The organism is Enterovirga rhinocerotis (assembly GCF_004363955.1).
GTDB classification, from domain to species: domain Bacteria; phylum Pseudomonadota; class Alphaproteobacteria; order Rhizobiales; family Beijerinckiaceae; genus Enterovirga; species Enterovirga rhinocerotis.
In genome coordinates this window covers 1-19,759 of sequence record NZ_SNZR01000002.1, presented here as the reverse complement: position 1 = coordinate 19,759, position 19,759 = coordinate 1, and the positions used below count along the sequence as shown (strand labels likewise).

19 protein-coding genes and 1 pseudogene are annotated in these 19,759 nt (G+C 66.4%); 8 read left to right on the top strand and 12 right to left on the bottom strand.

Annotated features, from left to right (window positions below; genetic code table 11):
• From EV668_RS25115 to EV668_RS00170, 7 genes are all read right to left on the bottom strand, one after another.
• Positions 1 to 155: recombinase family protein (locus EV668_RS25115; RefSeq protein WP_133767865.1), on the bottom strand; the 155-nt coding region annotated here is incomplete at its 3' end.
• Positions 148 to 636 carry a DUF2924 domain-containing protein gene (locus tag EV668_RS00190; RefSeq protein WP_245512736.1) on the bottom strand — a complete coding sequence of 163 codons (489 nt, stop codon included), beginning with the start codon at positions 634 to 636 and terminating at the stop codon, positions 148 to 150. The genes EV668_RS00190 and EV668_RS25115, both read right to left, overlap by 8 nt.
• On the bottom strand, positions 636 to 1,118 hold the full coding sequence (locus EV668_RS00185; RefSeq protein ID WP_133767862.1) for a DUF3489 domain-containing protein: 483 nt from the start codon (positions 1,116 to 1,118) through the stop codon (positions 636 to 638). Before EV668_RS00185 ends, EV668_RS00190 begins: the two co-directional genes overlap by 1 nt.
• 112 nt (positions 1,119 to 1,230) lie before the next feature.
• Positions 1,231 to 1,461 (bottom strand): hypothetical protein, encoded by a 231-nt coding sequence (locus EV668_RS00180; RefSeq protein ID WP_133767860.1) that lies wholly within the window; start codon positions 1,459 to 1,461, stop codon positions 1,231 to 1,233.
• 82 nt (positions 1,462 to 1,543) lie between these two features.
• Complete coding sequence (locus EV668_RS00175) at positions 1,544 to 2,314, bottom strand: AAA family ATPase (protein ID WP_208111456.1); 771 nt, start codon at positions 2,312 to 2,314, stop codon at positions 1,544 to 1,546.
• Positions 2,308 to 2,688, bottom strand: coding sequence for a metallophosphoesterase family protein (locus tag EV668_RS24980; protein ID WP_208111455.1), 381 nt, complete (start codon positions 2,686 to 2,688; stop codon positions 2,308 to 2,310). The genes EV668_RS00175 and EV668_RS24980 overlap by 7 nt, the downstream gene beginning before the upstream one ends.
• Positions 2,689 to 2,797: 109 nt before the next feature.
• Positions 2,798 to 5,872, bottom strand: coding sequence for a TrlF family AAA-like ATPase (locus EV668_RS00170; protein ID WP_166652281.1), 3,075 nt, complete (start codon positions 5,870 to 5,872; stop codon positions 2,798 to 2,800).
• Between the two features lie 316 nt (positions 5,873 to 6,188).
• On the opposite strand from EV668_RS00170, the gene EV668_RS25505 reads away from it, so the two are divergent.
• Together EV668_RS25505 and EV668_RS00165 are read left to right on the top strand one after the other, a co-directional pair.
• Positions 6,189 to 6,317 carry a hypothetical protein gene (locus EV668_RS25505; RefSeq protein WP_280960074.1) on the top strand — a complete coding sequence of 43 codons (129 nt, stop codon included), beginning with the start codon at positions 6,189 to 6,191 and terminating at the stop codon, positions 6,315 to 6,317.
• A 405-nt stretch (positions 6,318 to 6,722) separates the two neighbouring features.
• The gene (locus tag EV668_RS00165) at positions 6,723 to 7,907 is read left to right on the top strand and encodes an MFS transporter (RefSeq protein WP_166652280.1); all 1,185 of its coding nucleotides are present in this window, start codon (positions 6,723 to 6,725) and stop codon (positions 7,905 to 7,907) included.
• Between the two features lie 234 nt (positions 7,908 to 8,141).
• On the opposite strand, the gene EV668_RS00160 is transcribed toward EV668_RS00165, so the two are convergent.
• The 4 genes from EV668_RS00160 to EV668_RS00145 are packed head-to-tail and all read right to left on the bottom strand — an operon-like array spanning position 8,142 to position 11,761.
• Positions 8,142 to 9,041 carry an NAD(P)-dependent oxidoreductase gene (locus EV668_RS00160; RefSeq protein ID WP_280960075.1) on the bottom strand — a complete coding sequence of 300 codons (900 nt, stop codon included), beginning with the start codon at positions 9,039 to 9,041 and terminating at the stop codon, positions 8,142 to 8,144.
• Between the two features lie 4 nt (positions 9,042 to 9,045).
• Positions 9,046 to 9,999 carry a Bug family tripartite tricarboxylate transporter substrate binding protein gene (locus tag EV668_RS00155; protein ID WP_133767854.1) on the bottom strand — a complete coding sequence of 318 codons (954 nt, stop codon included), beginning with the start codon at positions 9,997 to 9,999 and terminating at the stop codon, positions 9,046 to 9,048.
• A gap of 29 nt (positions 10,000 to 10,028) precedes the next feature.
• Complete coding sequence (locus EV668_RS00150; protein WP_133767851.1) at positions 10,029 to 11,096, bottom strand: Ldh family oxidoreductase; 1,068 nt, start codon at positions 11,094 to 11,096, stop codon at positions 10,029 to 10,031.
• Entirely contained in the window at positions 11,093 to 11,761 is a 669-nt protein-coding gene (locus tag EV668_RS00145) for an RraA family protein (RefSeq protein ID WP_133767849.1), read from the bottom strand. Before EV668_RS00145 ends, EV668_RS00150 begins: the two co-directional genes overlap by 4 nt.
• Before the next feature lie 101 nt (positions 11,762 to 11,862).
• Here EV668_RS00145 and EV668_RS00140 point away from each other — a divergent pair, with 101 nt between their 5' ends.
• The 6 genes from EV668_RS00140 (at position 11,863) to EV668_RS00115 (ending at position 19,342) form a co-directional block, all read left to right on the top strand.
• Entirely contained in the window at positions 11,863 to 12,777 is a 915-nt protein-coding gene (locus EV668_RS00140; RefSeq protein ID WP_133767847.1) for a LysR family transcriptional regulator, read from the top strand.
• Positions 12,778 to 13,017: 240 nt separating this feature from the next.
• On the top strand, positions 13,018 to 13,308 hold the full coding sequence (locus EV668_RS00135) for a DUF2218 domain-containing protein (RefSeq protein ID WP_133767845.1): 291 nt from the start codon (positions 13,018 to 13,020) through the stop codon (positions 13,306 to 13,308).
• 252 nt (positions 13,309 to 13,560) lie between these two features.
• Positions 13,561 to 14,667, top strand: coding sequence for a FecCD family ABC transporter permease (locus EV668_RS00130; protein WP_133767842.1), 1,107 nt, complete (start codon positions 13,561 to 13,563; stop codon positions 14,665 to 14,667).
• Complete coding sequence (locus EV668_RS00125; protein WP_133767840.1) at positions 14,664 to 15,470, top strand: ABC transporter ATP-binding protein; 807 nt, start codon at positions 14,664 to 14,666, stop codon at positions 15,468 to 15,470. The genes EV668_RS00130 and EV668_RS00125 overlap by 4 nt, the downstream gene beginning before the upstream one ends.
• Before the next feature lie 332 nt (positions 15,471 to 15,802).
• Positions 15,803 to 18,148, top strand: coding sequence for a TonB-dependent receptor (locus EV668_RS00120; RefSeq protein ID WP_245512732.1), 2,346 nt, complete (start codon positions 15,803 to 15,805; stop codon positions 18,146 to 18,148).
• Positions 18,149 to 18,223: 75 nt separating this feature from the next.
• A complete protein-coding gene (locus EV668_RS00115) occupies positions 18,224 to 19,342 on the top strand; it encodes an ABC transporter substrate-binding protein (protein WP_133767836.1) in 1,119 nt (372 codons plus the stop codon).
• A 137-nt stretch (positions 19,343 to 19,479) separates the two neighbouring features.
• Here the strand turns inward: EV668_RS00115 and EV668_RS25685 are convergent.
• A pseudogene (locus tag EV668_RS25685) lies at positions 19,480 to 19,565 on the bottom strand (IS5/IS1182 family transposase); the annotation flags it as partial.
• Between the last annotated feature and the right edge of the window lie 194 nt (positions 19,566 to 19,759).

The window sequence follows — 19,759 nt, the reverse complement described above, 5'->3', positions numbered from 1 at the left end:
ATCAGCATCCACCCCTCGTGGCGCTGCGAGGCGATATAGGCCTCGCAGGCTTCGCGCTGGGCATCGAGCGAGTTGAACTCCTGCTCGAGGCCCTCCTCGCTCGACTTGCGCGTATAGATCGCGCAGCGCAGGCGCGTCTTCCCCCGGTCAGACATCGGCGGTCGACCTCCGACTGACGAGGCCGAAGAAGCGGGGTCCCGACCAATGCGCGCCTGTGATCAGCTTGGCGATCTGCGTGAGGGAGCGGTAGGTCGAGCCGGCATAGTCGAAGCCCGTCTCCGTCACGATCACGACATGGGCGCGGCCATGCCATTCCCGGACGAGCTTCGCTCCGGGCTGGAGAGTGGGAGACGAGCTTGCCTTCCCACCGTCCGCATCCCCCGCCGGTCCCCGCAACTGCTTCAGGCTCGCACGGGACATGCCACCGAACATCCGCTCCTGAATGCCGTAGGCGATGGCTCGAACGAACAGGTCCCGGCTGAAGCGAGGCGGGTCGGTCCCGAAGAGCCGACGCCATTCGGCGCGAAGATCGGTGACGCTCGCCTGTTCCAGACCCTGGAGCTGAGCCTCCAGCGATGCGGATGACGCCGCGGGATTGCCCGCGGCTGCCGGACTGGTCTGCATCGATCGCATCATCAGACCGCCTCGCTGGCCCCGATCCGATAAGCAGTCCGACCGTCCTCCCGCTTGCTCTTGGCCAGCACCTGGCCGGACGAGCGCAGGCGGGACAGGGCGGCACGGGTCGTGTGGGGCAGCCAGCCGGTCGCCTCCATCAACTCCTCAAGGCTTGCTCCTTCGTCCCGAGCCAGCATCGCCGTGATCAGCGCGCTCTTGGTCGAAGGACGTGCCCCGGCGCAGCCGTCCTCCGGGCCTTTGGGTGACGTCGTGGCCTTTGCCTTCCGGGGAACCGGGAGCCCGACCGCGCGATAGCCGGCCGGGGTCAGGTGGGGCTCGGTCCCATCCTCGCCTCCCACCGCAATGAGGCCGTCGGCCTCGAAGCGGCCGAGCATCCGCTGGCGGGTGATCGGCTTCATGGTCTCTGGAAGCTGCAGGGCACCGCCATGGCCGGCAGCTTCGGTGAGGAGGCGGGTCTCGGTCTTCGACAGGGTGATCGACATGATGTGGCTCCGGTTCAGCGCAGCCCGGATCCATCTCCGGCCTGCCACTGACCCGGCCCCGCCATCGGCCCGAAGGCCGGCGGGGCGACGATCCCGGAGATCGATGCTGGGGTTAGGGAGCCGGCGTCTCCGCCTGGCGCTGCATGCGGCCGATCAGGCGGATGGCGCCGTGCAGGGCCTGCGCCTCGTGCAGCACCTCGTCGATATCCATCGCGATCCGCAGGGCCTGCTGCTCCGATCCGCTCTCGGCGCAGACGACCGCCGCCTTCAGGATCGCGGACACCTCCGCCAATCGCGTGCTCAGCTCCCGCAGGCCCGTCGTGATGCTCAGCCCCTCAGCCATGTCGTGCTCCCCGTGTTCGACGAGGGCACTGACGCTCCGTTCGCGACGGTAGTCGAGCGGGTTCTGCCGATGCCGCCGCAGTTCACCGCCACAGCGCGGACGACCGAAGGTCGCAGGGCGGAAGGACGCCGCGGGAGAGTGCTCTCAGGGCCGGAGTTGACCGAAGCGGAAGTTGAGAAGGTCCGCTTTTCGACAGCTGACTGATGATCGTAGAAGCCTTACGATCTGACGTCGGGCGCGACCTCGCGTCGAGCCATGTCCGGGGCTTGAGCGTCTGGTCGCGCGCGGCGCGCTGGCTCTCCGCCAGCTCTCGCTGCGCCTGCGTGAAGCTGCGCCTGGCTGTCGCCCGCGGTCCCCATATCCCGTCGGCCTCCGCCTCGAGCGCGGCGAGCTCGTTCGAGACGCCGGTCAACCCCGAGCCGGCCGCGAACAGCAGGTCCGACGCGTCCGAGGCCGCGGCACCGGTGCAGTCCACGTCGACCACGGCGCATCGTAGGACGTCCAGCTCGATCCGCTCGACCGCGACGACCGCGTCGTCCTCCACCGTCACGGCCACAGCCCTCTTGGGTCTGGTCTCGCGTATCGTGCGGCCCTGGATGTTGCCGGGGAACACGACGTAGGGGTCGGCACGACCTCGAACTCGTGGACGTGTCCTAGGGACCAGTAGTCGTATCGCTTGGCCCTCAGGTCCTCGGACGCCGCAGAGTGCGTAGGAGGCATGTGACTGCCGCCCCGCTAGCGCGGTGTGCAGCATCTCGATGTTGAAGCTGCCCGGCACCGCCTCGGGATAGGCGAGGACGAGGTTTTCCGTGACGGCGGCGGTGGCGAAGCTCCGCCCGTGTATCGCTACCACCAGGTCGGGGAGGGTGTGCGTCTCCGCGCTCCGCGCGCCGAAGCGCGTGACGCTGCGGGGCCACGGGACGCTCCGCGACACGATGGAGTCGGCGTCGTGGTTGCCGGCGAGCAGGAGGACGGGGATGCCCGCCTGGTCGAGACGGCCCGCGCGAAGTGGAGGCCGGTGCCCATGTCGCGCCAGTCGCCGTCGAACAGGTCGCCGGCGATCAGGACGAAGTCCAACCGCTCGTCGATCGCATGGCACGAGGTTGTCCAGCGCGGCGCGGGTCGCGCCCTGACCTCGTCAACGGCGAGCCCGTTGTAGCGCGAGAGCCCGTGCAGCGGGCTGTCGAGGTGGATGTCGGCGGCGTGCAGGAAGCGGAAGCTCACCATGCGTCCGTGTTCCCTTCGACGTTGGCGATGTCCGGTGGGCGGCCTGGCGCGATGGCGGCTGGGCGCGCCGCCGACCTCCGCCCTCGCGTCCGCAGCAGGCCGCCCGCCGTCACTGGTACTTTCGGCCGCGGTTGTCGAAGGCGGGTTTCGTCCCCTCGAGCACGTTCACCACGGCCCTGTTCAACTCAACGTCTTCGATTGAGCCGGAGAGGTAGCTGATGCTGCAGAGCGCCTTGCGGTCGAACTCGGCGAAGACGATCTGCTCGGCGTCGCACACCACCGCGAGGTTAGGGTTATGCGTCACCATGATGATCTGCCTGGTCTCCCTCGCCGCGTTGAGCACCGGCACGAGGAGGCTGACGATCGTCTCGTTGTCGAGGTTCTCCTCCGGCTGGTCGAGGATGATCGGGTTCCGCTTCCTGTCGACGAGTAGGTAGAAGATCAGCAGCAGCGCGCCCCGCTGGCCCGGCGACAGCTGCTCGATCTGGGTGTCTTGGAACAGCAGCGTGTATTTCGGCTCGAGGTACTCGAAGGCGTAGAGGAGATCGTACGCCTCGGCTGGAGACCTGTCCTTCCTCATCAGGCCGTTGATGTCCGCTTGGTCGGGGGTCCGCAGGCGGGCGGATTCGTGCAGCAGGGCGTTTACGTCGTCGGCGAAGGCGAGCGCGCCCTCCCTGTCGTTCAGGTCGCGCGCCTCGAGGCGCGACTTGATCGCCGCGCGGCTCTCGTCCTCCCCGCGGAGCTCGCCGATGCTTTGCTTGATCAGCGAGAACAGCTTCTCCGAGACCGCGTCGTGGTAGGCTGCCAAGTTGGACTCGAACTGCAGGCGGTACTCCTCGCCGACAAGGGCATTTTCCCGGACGAGCGCCTGCACGGGTTCGAACAGCCGCGATCGCTGGTCCCGTTGGAGGGCGAGGACGTCGAGGATCTCGCCGGCGAGTCTGCCTCGTTCCGTTCTCCGCTCGACCAGGGCGGCGGGAAGCGAGTCCAGCTGCTGTAGCCGCGCCTGCAGACCCTTCCTGCTGTCAGGGACGTCTGCCGTGCCCTCAATCGCGTCCGCGGAGCCCTGCCACGCCCTCATTCTGCTGAGGAAGTCCTGATACGCGCGCTGCGGGCCGTTCAGCGCCTCGGTCGCCGCCTTCAGGCGCTCGGCTTGGCCCTGCCTCGTCGCGGCGATCTCGGCGGTGCGGGCGGCCAGCGTAGCCGCGCTCGCGATTGCCGTGTCGTCCGCGGCGGCGAGCTGGTCGTCTCTGATCTCGAACAGCAGGACGGCCGCTTCGGTGAGGTCCAGCAGTCGGAGGTCGTCGCCTATCTCCGACATGGCCGAGCCGACCTGCGACCTGAGGAGAGCGAGGCGCTCGCGGATGTTCCTCACCGCCTTCCGCCGCGCGGCGGCGGCCACGGCGTTCTCCGCGATCGTCCTCGCCTCCGCGTCCAGCCGCTCGTTCTCCGCCGCGATCTCCGCCAGGGTCGCCGCCGCGGCCTCCTGGGCGGGCGACTGCGTCTCGGCTGGCGCCGGGACCGGTTCCGGCTTGACAAGGTCCAGCTCAGCGAGCTGGGCGGACTTCAGGTGGATCTGCTCCTCGACGTTGCGCCGGGTGGCCGGGTGCAGCTGATCCTCGATGGACGCGATCGCGCGGTTGACCGACGCTAGGTTCTTGCGCGTCTCGTCGAGGCGCACGCGCAGCATCGCCTCCTGCGCCGCGATGAGCTGGTCGAAGTCCAGCGCCCCAAGACGGTCCTCGGAGGGGATGTGGGAGAAGATGACGGAGCGTAGTTCGCGCTCGAAGTTCACCGAGCGTCCCGTTACGTGCTCGTTACACAGCGCCTCGAAGCGGCCCTGCGGGACGTAGCGCACGAGCTCGACGCGGTCCGCCGCCGGGTTGTCGGCCAGGTTCCCCCTGCTCGGCTCTCCTGCGAGCCAGCGCAGCTCGCCCTCGAACTGCCGGGCCGGCTCGCCGGCCTTCCCTCGGAAGCGGTCGGCCTTCAGGAACGAGAAGTGCGCGTGCTGCTGCGAGTTGCCGACGAGCGCGAGGACGTCGGCCAGCGCGCTCTTGCCGCTCCCCTTGTTGCCGATGATCGCCACCAGGTCGGGGTTGAGCGGGACCGTGCAGCCGTCGAACCAACTCTCGGCGAGCGTGCTGGAGCCCACCTTGGCGAGCCTAACCTGGTCGATGTAGAAGGTCTTGTTGGCCGACACGCGTTCGAGCTTGGGCGGCACAGCGCCGATGAAGCATCGCTTCGCGGGCTCCCTGATAGCCTGCTGGAGCCCTCTCCAGGTCGGGTCGGCCTTGATCCAGGTCGTCCGCTGCGAAGGGAAGTCGCCGTAGCCACGCGAATTGTTGTCGCCCGCGATGCCACGGAACCTGTGCGCGTCGCTCCCGGAGACGGGTAGCCGCGGGGTCCTCCCGACGGTGTCCTGGAATGCGTCGAAGAACGACTCGTTCTGCGGGACGCGCCGGCCGACGAAGGCGTTCCAGAGCCCCTCGTTGCGCGTCTCGAAGATGGGGGAGCTTTCGAACAGCCCGATGGCGTAGGCGTAGTGCTCGAGGTGCTTCACGGTCGCCAGCCCATCGTGGGTATCGAACGGCATGAAGCCGCAGGCCAGCCCGCCGGGGACGCAGCGCACCGCCGCCTTGTAGCTGTCGACGGTGATCTCCGCCGTCATGTGTCCGGCCCTCAGCGCGAGCGCGTCGTGGCCCGCGACCTCGGCCTTGTCGAAGCCGTGAACCTTCAGCTTGTCGGCGTTGAGGTTGCGCGCGTAGGTGATGAGCGCGTGCTCGGAGACCGGCTGGTTGGTGATCTCCAGTTTCAGGGTGGACAGGAAGTCCTTGAGCAGCTGGTCCTCGATCTCGTTCGAGAAGACCACGTGCGCGTTCAGGCGGCCTTGCATCGGCGCCGCGATGCGCAGCTCAATCCCGGGGAACACCGTCTTTCCGAGTGTGGGCGCGCCGGCGTCCGCGAGCCGCCGCTTTAGGGCGAACCACCCGTCGAAGTGCCAGTAGTCCTGGATGGCGTAGACGGCCGGTGCTGCGTCGTTGAGCGCGGCGACCATCTCGTCAACCAGCTCTAGATCCCGAGGCCCGCGGCCGCCTCCGGTGAACCTCTCGCCCTGCCAATGAAACGATGCTGGCGTGTGAATATGAAGATCCCACTGCCGCCATTCCGATCCGCGAGGATACAGCCTGGTCACCGATTCCGCCCCTCATGCAGCTTGTTTCGCTTTGCCGGTCGTTCCCGGTCATGCTGTTTTAGTCGCCCGACATCGTGGCTGGATAGGTGGTTTCGTAAAGGGTGCTGATCAGCACCTCGTTGAAGGACCAATGCCGTCCTGGCGCAACGGCATAGTCGGCACCGGACACGATCTGCTGTGCGCGCGTCAACGACACTACATCTCCGCGGAGCCGTACCTTTTTAGGATCGATTACCTCAACCGTTTCACCCGTCGCGATGTGGACGAGTGATGACCCGATCGGCACGCCCATCTCAGTGAAATTGAGTTGCGGGCGCCGCTTTTTTCAGCCTCTCGCCGCCATGACGGCATGGTCGAGGCCGACCTGGCCGGCCACTCCCTCGATGAGGTCATGCACGACAAGCAGTTCGAGGCGATCAACGTCAAGGCGACGTAGCGATCACGGGATCACCAACGTCCGGAATGTGGCGATCAGCCAACGGCAGCTGTTGGCGCAACACGGAAGCGGACAGCGCGCTCTCGGGCCAGTCTGGCGAGACTGATCCCGGCGTTCGGCGTGGTCCGGTTTTTCAGTTGATGGACATCATTCAACCTCCCGGCCGTCTCGCAAATCCGGTAGCCAAAGACCCGGCCGGCCTCTCTCCTGCGTCGTCAGAGGGCTCTCGATGGGTTTCCTGGCGGCTGACCGATCATCGTTGCAGGTAGTTCCTAGTCCTCGTAAGCGTCCGTCGATCTCGGATGGAAATCCCCGTCGTTCGCTAGGCGTATTGGGGGCATTAGGTGGAAAGTTGTGAGCATAGAACCGACCAGGGAGGTTGACGCAGCCGCCTGGATTCAGGCCTTGCTTGGGACGCTGCTCGTTCAGGCCACTGCGGCCTTCCTGACCCGCATCATTCCGACGATCGCGCCGGCGGTTGGGCCGGAGTTTGGCTGGACCGACACGACTATCGGATATCTGGCGGCGGCGACGACCTTCGGATCGATCGCATTCCTAGCCGCAGGGGGGCCTCTGATCCGACATCTCGGTCCGATCCGGGCTTTGCAGATTGGACTTGGGCTGGGCCTCGTCGGCCTGGCGCTTCTCCCGGTGCCGGCGACGGCCGCTACCGTTGCCGGTTGCCTGCTCATAGGGCTGGGTTACGCCCCATCGAGCCCGGCGGGCTCGGACATCCTGCAACGACACGCCCCGCCAGCTCACCGCAACCTGATCTTTTCGATCAAGCAGGCGGGGGTACCGGTCGGCGGCGTTCTGGCGGGGCTCGCACTTCCGCCGCTCGCCCAAGCCTATGGCTGGCAATCGACGCTTCTCGCCTCGGCAGGGCTCGTCTTGCTCACAGTGGCACTGGTGCAGCCGCTTCGCGACCGGCTGGATAGCGAACGATACGGCGGCAGGCTCGGCTGGCGCAGCTTCCTCTCGCGCGAAAACCTGCAGCGGCCATTGCGCGCGCTCGGCGATGCCCCCGGTACCTTGCCGCTTTCCCTTGCCGGCGCATGCCTCGCCTACGGACAGGGATGCTGGTTTGCCTTTCTGGTCACCTTTGCCGTCGTTGAACTCGGCTACTCGCTGGTCGCCGCGGGCCTGCTCTTCGGAATCATGCAGGCGACGGGGGTTGCCGGGCGAATCCTGCTCGGCTGGCTGTCGGACCGGCTCGGCTCGGGCATCCTGACGCTCCGGCTCGTTGCGGCAGCCGGTGTTGCGACCGCTCTCGCAGCAGGTCTGAGCAGCAAGGCCTGGCCGCTTTCGGCCGTCGCCATCCTATCCGGGATTGCCGGGATCACCGTGTCGAGCTGGAACGGCGTACAAATAGCCGAGATCGCTCGTCGGGCGAAGCCGGGCCAGATCAGTGAGACCGCAGCCGGCGCGACCATGCTGATTTTCATTGGGCTTTTTCTTGGCCCCATGACCTTCGCCGCGATCCTGGGCGCAACCGGACGATTCGACTTGTCATTCTACAGCGTCGCCCTGATGTCAGTCCTGCCGATCCTGATCCTTACGCCGCTATCTCACAAACCACTCAAGACATAGGTCGAGGCAGCAGCAATCGTCAGCTCCATAAGTTGCCTCTGATCGGGCGCGGGCGGAGTGTCCGGAGGAAGCAAAAAATCGGGCAATCGCGGACGTCCTCTGGTGGGCTGCCCCTTAACGTCAGTTGTTGGCGCATTATGACGCCGCTTGAGCCGACTTGGCCAGACGGGATGAGGACGAGCTGGTCAGGGGGCTTTGAGATCGCTTCCAGCGTGCTCTCGCCCGTGCGTTTCGCTACCGGCTATCGGCCGGCCTGTTCGACCGCTCCTGAATCAGGTGTCCGAGCGAACACCAGTCCTGGTCGCCTCGTCCCGAGGCGACCAGGCCGTGCATCAATTGATCGAGCACCGCGGTCACCGGGGAGGCGACGCGAAGGCCGCGCAGGGTGTCGAGCGCGATGCCGATGTCTTTCTCCATGAGGACGGCGCGGAATCCTGGCGCGGTATCTCCGTCGAGAAGCCGCTGCATGTGTTTCTCGACGACGGTGCTGCGTGCGGCGCCGCCGAGCAACGCCTCGCGGACGCGATAGGCGTCGACGTCCATCGCGCCGCACAAGGCGACCGACTCGGCCACGGCTGCCATGGAAGCCGCAACGCAGATCTGGTTGCAGGCCTTCGTGACCTGACCCGCGCCGGAAGCGCCGACATGGACGATCGTCTTCGCGAAGGCCTCGATCACCGGGCGGGCTCGGGCCAGCGCCTCGTCCGCTCCGCCGATCATGCAGGACAGCGTCCCCTCGGCCGCGCCCTTCTGGCCGCCGCTAACCGGGGCGTCGAGCATGTGCCGGCCCGACGCCGCAAGGCGTTCGGCCATGCCACGCGCGGCGACCGCATCGATGGTGCTCGTATCGACCACGACCACGCCGGGGGCCAGCGAACCGGCGATCCCGGCCTCGCCGAACAACAGCGCTTCCACGTCGCGGGTCGCGGGCAGGCTGAGCACGACGACATCGGCGTCTGCCGCGGCTTCGGCTGCAGAGAGGGCGGAGACCGCGCCCAGTGCGCTCAGGGCGGCAGCCTTCTCGGGCGAGCGATTGTGGACACGCGTGGGGAAGCCGCTTCGCACGATGTTCGAAGCGATGCCAGCGCCCATGACGCCGAGTCCGATGCAGGCGACCGACAATTTTGGGGGCATATCGTCAGTCTTTCTTCGCCGCCTGGACGGCCTTGGAGGTGCGGTCCATGGCGGCGAAGAACGCATCGCCGTCGAGATAGCTGATCTCGAACCCGCTTCGCGCCGCGATCTCGCGCAACTTCTCGCCCTGGATCACGCGGCCGAAGGCTTCGGTGAGGTAGCGCGTGATCGGGTCGGGCGTCCGTGCCGGCAGCATGAGGCCCTTCATGTTCTCGACGTTCACGTCGTAGCCGAGCTCCTTCAGCGATGGCACGTCGGGAATAGCCGAGGCGCGGTCGGAGGTGGTCGCGAGGGCGTGCACCGTGCCTGCCTCCAGCTGCGCCTTCGCTTCGGGCGGGGTGATGAGCGTCATATCGAGGTGACCGCCGAGGACCGATTGCAGCGCATGCGCGCCGCCCCGATAGGGCACGTGCGACAGCTGAATGCCGGCCGCTCGCTCGAAGGCCTGGAAGCCGGCCTGGAGAATACCGCCGTGACCGGATGAGCCATAGGTGAGCTTGCCCGGCTCGGCCTTCGCCCGCTTGACCAGCGCCTCGATGCTGTCGAGCCCACTGCCCTTGCGGGTCACCAGCACCATGTGCTCACGGTTGACGCGGCCGATCGCCTTGAAGTCAGACAGCTTGTAGTTCGACTTCCCGTAGATCGGCAGCGTGGTGCTCTCGCTGCCGCCTCCGATCAGGAGGGTGAGCCCGTCGGGCTCGGCGCCGGCGACGAACTCGGCCGCGAGGGCCCCCGAGGCGCCCGGCTTGTTCACGACGACGATTGGCACGGGAATGATGCCCTCGGCAGCCTGGGCGACGAGGCGAGCCGTGACGTCCGTTCCGCCGCCCGCCTGGAAGCCGACGATGAGCTGGATCGGCTTTTCCGGTTTCCAAGTCGCGGGCGCGGGTTGCTGTGCCAGCACGGGCTGCGCCAATGCGGTCAGGCCGATGAAGCCGACCAGGAATCTTCCGAGCATCCCATCCCTCCCTTGTTGTGTCGTTGAACCTACGCGGCGGCGTCTGCTGGCCGCTCGTCCGGCCAGGGCACGCCGAAGCGGCGCCCCAGTTCCTCGAGATCCGAGACGACCGCCGCGGGCAGATCGAGACCCTCCGTCCGACGCTTCTCGGCGAGGCGATGCTCGTATTCGCCGGCATAGAGGATCTCATCGAAGCCTGCGGCTCGCGGCTCGCCCTTCAACAAGGCGGCATATTCTGCGAAGCGGCTCGTGAAGAGCTGGAGCGGCGCGAAGCGGGCGATGTCGACCAGGATGAAGAAATGCCCGACATCCTGCGGCTCCCGCCAATTCTCGTACATGTTGCGCACGCCGGGGCCGAACCCGGCGCCGGTGAGGACGCCCGACAGGATGTCGATCCCCATCGACAGGCCCGAACCCTTGGCGCCACCGAGCGGCAGCACCGCGCCGTCGAGGCCTGCCTGAGCATCGGTGGTCGGACGGCCTGCCGCGTCGATGGCCCAGCCGGCCGGAATGGCCTCGCCCCTCTTCGCGGCCGCGATGATCTTGCCGCGCGCAACTTGGCTGGTCGCCATGTCGAGCATGAAGGGCACGCCGTTATCCGTCGGAAAGGCGAGCGCGAAGGGATTGGTGCCGATGAACGGCCGAAGCCCCCCGTGCGGAGGCATGGTCTGCGAGGCGTTCGAGACGACGATCGCGCCGAAGCCCTCGCGGGCGGCCGCCTCGGCGAAATAGGCTGCTGTTCCGAAATGGTTCGAGCGGCGCACGCCGATGCCCGCGATGCCGTGCTGCGCCGCGCGCGCGAATCCCAGCTCCAGCGCCTTCCGGCCGACATGCGCGCCGAAATTGTTGCCGCCGTCGACGAGGGCCGTCGCGCCTCCGTCCTGGACGATCGAGATCGCCGCCTGTGGATCGACCATGCCTTCGGACGCGCGCCGCAGGTAGATCTCCATGCGCAGGACGCCGTGCGATTCGACGCCACGAAGATCGGCATAGACCAGAGAGTCTGAGACCGTGCGGCCGACCTCGGCCGGCACGCCGGCGGCCGAGAAGACCTGCGTGCAGAAGTCGATGAGCGCGTCCGGCGGGATGCGCGTCAAAGCGGGAGCCCCTTCGCGCGGAGCGTTGCGTCGACCCAGGACCTGTCCACGGTGCCGTCCGCGATCGAGGCCAGGATCGCCTCCTCCCGCTTCAGTTGGGCCTGCGCCAGCTCGGCAACGGCAGCCGCCTGCGAGCGCGGGACCGCGAGCACGCCGTCCACGTCGCCGAGCATGATATCGCCCGGCATCACCGGCTGGCCGCCGACCGTGACCGGCACGTTGATCTCGCCGGGACCGTCCTTGTAGGGTCCGCGATGGCTGGCGCCGCGGGCGAAGACCGGCAGGCTTGCCCTTGCGATGGCATCGGAATCGCGGATGCAACCGTCGATGACGAAGCCTGCGACGCCGCGACTCGCGGCGATGTTCAGCATGATTTCGCCGATGATGGCGTTGGTCATGTCTCCGCCCGCGTCGACCACGATGACGTCGCCCGGCTCGGCCATGTCGATGGCCTTGTGCACCATGAGGTTGTCGCCTGGCCGCGTCCGGACGGTGAGCGCGGAGCCGATCATCGCCGAACCGTCATGGAAGGATCGCAGGGATGCGCCGCCGGCATAGAGGCGCCCCATGTTGTCGCTGACGATCGGTGTCGGGATTCCGCCCAGCGTGCCGAGAAGCGCCGGATCGATCGCAGCCAAGCGCGGCTCGATGCGAAAACCGATCATCCTGACGTCCCTCCCGAATTCTTCACGAAATCGACTAGCGCGCCTTCGAGAAAGACGTCCAATAACTTGTCAATCCGTCTCCGATACGGAATGCGTATCGGATGGACCTCGTTCGCCTCCGCAGCTTCCTCGTCCTGATGGAAGAGCTTCATTTCGGGCGCGCGGCCGCGCTGCTCGGGATTGCCCAGCCGCATCTCAGCCGACGCATTCAGGAACTCGAGCGCAGCATGGGCGTGGAGCTTTTTCGGCGCTCGCAGCGGCATGTGGAGCCGACGGCAGCGGGGCGGAGCTTCGCGGAGCGCGTGACGGCCGTCCTCGCCGCGCTCGACAATGCCGCCCTGGAGGCGCGGGAGGTGGCCGCCGGCATATCAGGCCGATTGCGTATCGGCTTCATCCATTCGAGCACTTACGGAGTTCTGCCCGCGACGCTGAAACAGTTCCGCGCTATGCGGCCCGACATCGCGATCGAGTTGCGGGAGATGACCATCTTGGCGCAAATCGATGCGCTTCGCAGCGGCGACATCGACCTCGGCATCCTGCGTCCGATCGGCGGTGAAGACGATCTCGCCTACGAAACCGTTCTGCACGAGCCGTTCCGGCTCGCCGTGCCGCAGGATCATCCGCTGGCGCGCCGTCGCAGCCTGCGGCTGTCAGACACCATGCGAGAGCGCTTTATCATGTTTCCGCGGGAGGCCAGCCCGCTGTTCCACGCGCGCATCACGGCTGCCTTCGACGCGGTCGGCGTCATTCCGAACGTCGTGCAGGAGGCGACTCAGATCCACACCGTTCTGGGCCTCGTCGGCGCGGGCCTCGGCATCGCCCTGGTGCCGAATTCCTCACGTCAGCTGGACTGGCCCGCCATCCGACTTCTCGAGATCGACCAGGCCCCAGAACCTGTGGAGATATGCATCGGCTGGCGGCGGGACCAATCACCACCGGCCCGCGAGGCATTCGTGGACGCGGCCAGAAACGCGGCGGGCAGTCTTGGCCGACAATCCGACCGGATCAGAGCGTAGGTTGTTACTGATTCAGCGCTTGGAGAGCAATGGCGTGAACGTTCTTCGCGCGAGATGCTAGCGGCGCTCCTTGGCCGAAGTCCCGGGCAATTACTCCTTCATCCTACTGCCACGCCCTCGCAACGGCACCGCGCACCCGCGCCGAAATGGCATCTTTCATCGCCGTTTGGCGTGGTGCAACCACGTCGGCATCCAGGCTCGTCCTTCTATCGGCAGGCACATTCAGGAGAGGATCGATCGATGCTTCGCAGTCAAGCCGTGATCAAGACGCTGAACGGAAGCCGATACCTACAGCAGCTGTCTAAGCATTGGGCTCATAGGTTCGATACCGAGTTTAATGAAACTTCCGCGCGAATTGCGTTGCCGCTAGGTGAGACGCGCCTTAGCGCCGATGACGTGAGCTTGAAGATCGATCTCAGCGCTGAGACCGCTTCTGCGTTATCCGATCTTCGCGACGTCGTGGTTCGGCATGTCGAGCGCTTCGCCTTCCGTGAAACGCTCGCCTTCGAGTGGTCGCAGGAGAACGATTGAACATGACGGCGACCGGCCTCGATGTCGCGGTCGCGATCCCGGCCCTGGCCGAGGGCTGCGACGTTCAGAGATGGTGCTTTCCCCGACGCTCATTGTATGGCGCATCTGACACCTTCAGCCGAACGCCGCGTGGTTGAGGGATCGATCCCAATTCCCTCGACGAGGATGTCCCTTTGCCATTGCATGGCTCCGAGAAGCAGCTAGGGCCGACGAAGTCGCTGCCCGCGCTCCGTTGCTCGACCGATGCGCCGCATGCCTGTTGAGAGCGCATCGGCCGACCGTGGCGCGAGGGCGGAGAGGCCGCCGGTCAAGCTTTCCGACGCTGGGGAGCAGGTGCTGGGCCTCTATGCCGCCCAGTTGCGTCGGCGGGCTCTGATCGTCGCCGCCCTGCTGGCCTTGGCACTGGCCGGCCTCCTGCTGGACATGACGACGGGCCCCTCGGGGTTGCCGCTGGCCGAGACCTGGGCGGCCCTGATCGGGGCGCCCGAGGCCAGCCGCGGCGCCCAAGTCATCGTCTGGCATGTCCGCCTTCCGGTTGCCCTGATGGCGATTCTCGTCGGCGTCGCGTTGTCCCTCGCGGGCGCCGAAATGCAAACCATCCTCGACAATCCCCTGGCGAGCCCGTTCACGCTCGGCGTCTCGGCCGCGGCCGCCTTCGGCGCCTCTCTTTCGATCGTCCTCGGGCTCAGCCTGCCGTTCCTGCCTCCGGGACTGACGATCGCGGGCAACGCGTTCCTGTTCGCCTTCGGTTCCGTGCTGCTGCTTCAGGCCATGGCGCGGCGCAGTGAGGAAGGGCCGACTGTCCTCGTCCTCTTCGGCATCGCCCTGGTCTTCACTTTCAACGCGCTTCTTGCCCTCGTCCAATTCCTCGGCTCGGCTGAATCCTTGCAGGAACTAGCGTTCTGGAGCATGGGGAGCCTTGCGCGCGCGAACTGGGCCGCGATCGGGATCCTCACGGCGGTCATCGTCCTGACGCTGCCTTTTTCGATGGCCTCGGCCTGGCGCATGACGGCGCTTCGGCTCGGCTGGGAGCGCGCGGCGAGCTACGGCATTGATGTCGCAAGGCTGCGCTTCTACTCCCTTCTCCGCTCGAGCCTCCTTGCGGCGACAGCGGTCGCCTTCGTTGGCACAATCGGCTTCGTCGGGCTCGTCGGGCCGCACATCGCGCGGATGCTGATCGGCGAGGATCACCGCTTTTTCCTGCCCGCCAGTGCGCTCACGGGCGCGGTGGTGATGTCCTTCGCCTCGATCGCGAGCAAGCTCCTCGTCACGGGCGCGGTGCTTCCGGTCGGCATCGTCACCTCGATCGTCGGCCTGCCGCTCTTCTTTTTCCTCATCATGCGGCGACGGCGGACATGACGGAACTCGGGCTAGCCCTGACCGTCGAGGACATCAGCGTCGGCTATCCGGGCCGGCCGGTCGTCGAGCGGCTCACGCTCGCCCCCCTGCAGCCCGGCAGCGTGACAGCCATCGTCGGGCCGAACGCGGTCGGAAAGTCGACGCTGCTGCGGGGGCTGGCAGGGCTCCTCCCCATGACCGGATCGATACGGCTCGGAAGGACCGAACTCGCAGGCGCCGACCGCACTCTGCGGGCGAGGCATGTCGGGTTCATGCCGCAGACTCTGCCGACGGGCGCGCGGCTGAGCGCTCTGGAGGCTGCCATTGCCGCTCTGTCGGTGAACCCCATGGACGCTGTTGGTGCCGCACGGTCGGCCGTGCGGCGGCGCGCCATGGAGGTGCTGGAGCGTCTGGGGATCGGGGCTCTCGCGCTCGAACCCCTCGTGGCACTCTCGGGCGGGCAACGGCAACTCGTCGGCCTGGCTCAGGCCATCGTCCGGAATCCCTCGGTCCTGCTGCTCGACGAGCCGACGAGCGCGCTCGACTTGCGGCATCAGGTTCGCGTGATGCAGGTCGTCAGAAGCCTCGCGGAGGAGGGGGTGATCGTTGTCACCGTCTTGCACGATCTGGCTCTCGCTGCGCGCTGGGCAGACCGTCTCGTCGTTCTCTGCAATGGCGCGCTGGTCGCCGACGGAGATCCGCGCGCGGTCCTCACGCCACGGCTCCTCGCGGAGGTCTATGGTGTGGCGGCAAGGGTCGAGCTCTGCTCAGCCGGCCGACTCCAGGTCATCGTCGACGGGCTCGACGCGATCGGTTCTGCCTGAGGGGTGCGCTTGCCTGCATCGATCCCATGTCGGAGATCGGCCAGCTCGCCGAGGTGGCGAGCAATCATGGCGCGCAGGTTGCGTATTAAATCGGACAGATCGCTGATGTTCGCTGCGATATCGCGGTTGTTGCCTTGGCGACCAAGCATAGATTGTTTTTAGAACTAATAAAGAATGCGGATCTCTGCCTCTGAGTTGCCATTTTGCAATAGACGTCTGGCCGATTCGTCCCTTAGCCAGCCCTTAGCTTGAGCGAGGGCGAAATGTCAGGGGCAGCAGGTAACAGACCGAATGCAGGCGCGAGCCGCCGGTTCATCCTTTTGGCCGGCACGATGTTGTCGGTCGGATCGGCCGAAATCGCCCTGGCGCAGTCGCAACTCCCGCCGGTGCAGATCGCTCCCCCTGCAACTCGTCCAGCCGTGCCGGCGGCCCAGCCTCAGGTCGCCCGCTCCGCCGCGCCTGTGCGAGCCACGAGGGTCAGGCAACCGGTCCGGCGTGCGGTATTTCCGGTCGCAGCGGCTCCGCAGCGAGGCCAGGTCTCGCCGCCTCCGGCCGTGAACCCGACGCCGCCGACGGGGACGATCGGCCAGCCGCCCGTTCCCTATGCCGGCGGCCAGGTCGGAACCGGCGCGCGCGTCGGCATGCTCGGCAATCGCTCCTTCCTCGATACGCCGTACAATCTGACGGGCCTTACCGCGAAGCTGATGGCCGATCAGCAGGCACTGTCCGTCGCCGATGTCGTGCTCAACGACTCGTCCGTCCGCAACGACGTCTCCCCCTTTAGCGACCGCGACTCGTATTTCATCCGCGGCTTCTCGGTGACGAACCTCGACACCGCCTTCGACGGCCTGTTCTATCTCACCAACGCGCGCCGCAGCTTCATCGAGGGGATCGAGCGCGTCGAGATCCTGAAGGGGCCGAGCTCGTTCCTCAACGGCGGGGAGGGGCGCATCGGCGGCACGATCAACCTCGTGCCGAAGCGCGCCACCGACGATCCGATCAACCGCGTGACGACATCCTATATCGGCAAGGGCCAGTTCGGCGCGCATGTCGATATCGGCCGCCGGTTCGGCGCCTTCAACGAGTGGGGCGTGCGCTTCAACGGCGCCTATCGCGACGGCTCGACGGCCCTCGACAAGAACAAGGTCGAGGCGAGCAACCTCACGCTCGGCCTCGATTACCGCGGCGACCGCTTCCGCGCCTCGCTGGACCTCGCCCATTCGACGCAGAACACCACCGCGCCGACCTCGATCTTCAACGGGATCGTTCGGGGGATCGACATTCCGAAGGCGCCGAAAGCGAGCCTCAATACGGCCAGTTCGCTGGAGTACCTCGACAACCGCTACAGCATGGTTGCCGCGCGCGTCGAATACGACCTCCTCCCAAACACGACGATCTACGCCGCGGGCGGTCTCAGCCGCTACAACGAGGAATACCTGTCCTCGTTCTACAGCATCACCAACAGTGCCGGCACCGCGACCAATACCTTGGCCATCGCGCCCCTCGAGCTTCAGGGGTTCTCCGGCGAGGTCGGCCTGCGCTCGCAATTCGAGACGGGGTTCATCTCCCATCGGATCAACGTCTCGGCCTCGCACGCGAACAACAAGAACTTCTCGCGGGGCTATTTCCCTCCGGCACTTCCGAGCTTCCAGACGAACATCTACGCCCCGGTCCATCTGCCGGCGGGGTCCGTCTTCACCGCGGGGCTGCCGCGCTCCGCCGGGCAGCCTCTCTTCACCGAACTGCACGCGAAAAGCATCGCCGTGTCGGATACTCTGTCCGTTCTCGACGACCGCATCCAGCTGACCTTGGGCGGCCGCTATCAGGAACTCGATCTGCAGAGCTACAACACGCGTCCGACGCCGACGAAGGGCTGGCTGGCCTCTGAATACGAGAAGAGCAGGTTCAGCCCGGCCGTCGGAGTGGTGGTGAAGCCGCTGGAGAACCTCTCCATCTATGCCAACTACATCGAGGCCCTTCAGTCGGGCCCATCCGCTCCCACGAGCGTAGTTAATGCGAACCAGGTCTTCGCGCCGATTGTCAGCAAGCAAAAGGAGGTCGGCGCCAAGTATGATTTAGGCACGATCGCGGTCTCCGCCTCGCTCTTCGAGATCGAGCAGCCGAGTGCCCTGACCACCTTTCCCGCGAATTTCCCCACCGAGCCGGCGACCTTCTCGGTCAACGGAATGCAGCGCAATCGCGGCATCGAGCTGGCTGTCTTCGGTGAGCCTGTGCAGGGCCTCAGACTGGTCGGGGGCATTACCTTCATCGACGCTGAACTGGTTAAGGCCACGGACGTGAACCTTCGGACCACCGCCAATCCGTATTTTGTCAACGTCAACGGCAACACCGCGCCCGGCGTGCCGACCACGGCGTTCAACCTGTACGGTGAGTACGATCTGCCGCCGTGGCTGCTCCCGGGCCTGACCGTGACCGGCCGGATCCTCTACACGAGCAGCCAGTACTACGATCAGCTCAACACGCAGAAGATCCCTGACTGGGTGCGCGTCGATGCCGGCTTGCGCTACGTCACGACCGGGCTCAACGGCAAGCCGATCACCCTCCGGGCCAATGTCGACAACATCTTCAACGAGTCCTATTGGGCCACGGCGTCACGAGGGTATCTCAGCGTCGGAGCGCCGCGCACCTTCCGGCTCTCCTCCACCATCGAGTTCTGAGCCATCATGGCGGCAACCTCGGACGGGCTACGCAGTGCCTGCGCCACAGTGCGGCGCGGTCGGATCGGCGCCCGTATGAGGCGCGTCGCGGCTTGCCTCGGGGCTCCGCTGCTGCTCCTCGCCGCGCCGCAGGCCGAGGCGCGGGAGGTCGTGGATCTGGCTGGCCGCACCGTGCAGGTGCCGGACAAGGTCGAGCGCATCATCATCGGCGAGGGCCGGTATATCCCGACCCTCGCGATCTTCGACCCGGAGAACCCGATTCGCCGGATTGTAGGGATGATGGGCGATTACGAGGGCGTCGATCCGGGCAGCTACGCTCGCTACCGCGCCCGCTTTCCCGAAATCGACCAGATCAAGCGCATCGGCCGCGCCGCGCGAGACACGTTCAGCATCGAGCAGGCGATTACCGCGAAGCCGCAGGTCGCGATCTTCGGGCTCGCCGGCCACGGACCGGGGGCACGCTCCGCCGAGGTGATCAATGCCCTGGAGGCGGCGGGTGTCGCGATCGTCTTCGTCGATTTTCGAACCGATCCGCTCGTTAACACCCCGCGTTCCATTGCACTCCTTGGGCAGGTCCTGGGCCGTGAGGACAGGGCGGAGGAATTTCTTTCGGTCTGGCGCCCGGCTCTCGCCGCCGTGACGGAGCGTCTCGCCCGTGAGCGGCCGGCGCCCGTGCGTGTCTTCATCGAGAGCAGGGTCGGCCTTGGTCGCGGCTGTTGCGAGACCATGACGCGCGGCATGATGGGCCGCTTCGTCGGTGCCGCGGGCGGGGTGAACGTCGCCGAACCAATCCTACCCGGCGAGGCGGGGGTGGTCAGCCTCGAATGGCTGATCGCACACCCCCCCGATGTCTATATCGGCACCGCGATCGGAAGCGGGCAAAATGCCAAAGCAAGCTTCCTGGCGCTCGGGTCAGGGGTATCCGAAGAGACAGCGCAGGCTCGCCTGACCAACGCGCTGGCGCGGCAGGGCATCGCCGATCTTCCCGCGGTGCGGGATGGGCGAGCCCACGCGATCTGGCACCACTTCTACAATTCGCCGTTCAACGTCGCAGCCATCCAGACGTTCGCAAAATGGCTCCACCCGGCACTGTTCGCTGATCTCGACCCCACCAGGCTGCTGGCCGATATGCACGCACGCTTTCAGCCATTTCCCGCCGGCGGCGTCTATTGGGTTACAGCGGTGAAGCCGTGACGAGACAAGGCCACTCTGCGGTCGAAGGCCAGCCGATCTGGCTTCACGTCGGATCCTGCTAGCAACTGCTATACCTGCCCAGCTCGCAATTCCTCTAGGCGGTGTGGACATCATACGACGATCGCCGCGATTGCGCGCTAGTTCCTGGCTGTCTTCTCGAGGCGGGTGCGACACGTCGGAACTGTTTGAGCTTCGAGAAGCAGCACCCGATGAGCCTCCGGCGAAGCCGGGGCGGTTCGTATCGCCGAATGGTGGATCACGCCACTGCACGTCCAACGTTGTCCGCCACTTCGGCGCCTCGCGCACCAAGTGGCGCCGGTGGACCGACGGTGCTATCCTTGGCGGTCTGGTGCTCAATCTCCGCGTTCAACTCGGCCCCGATCAACACGATCGTTGCCGACAGCCAGATCCAAGTCA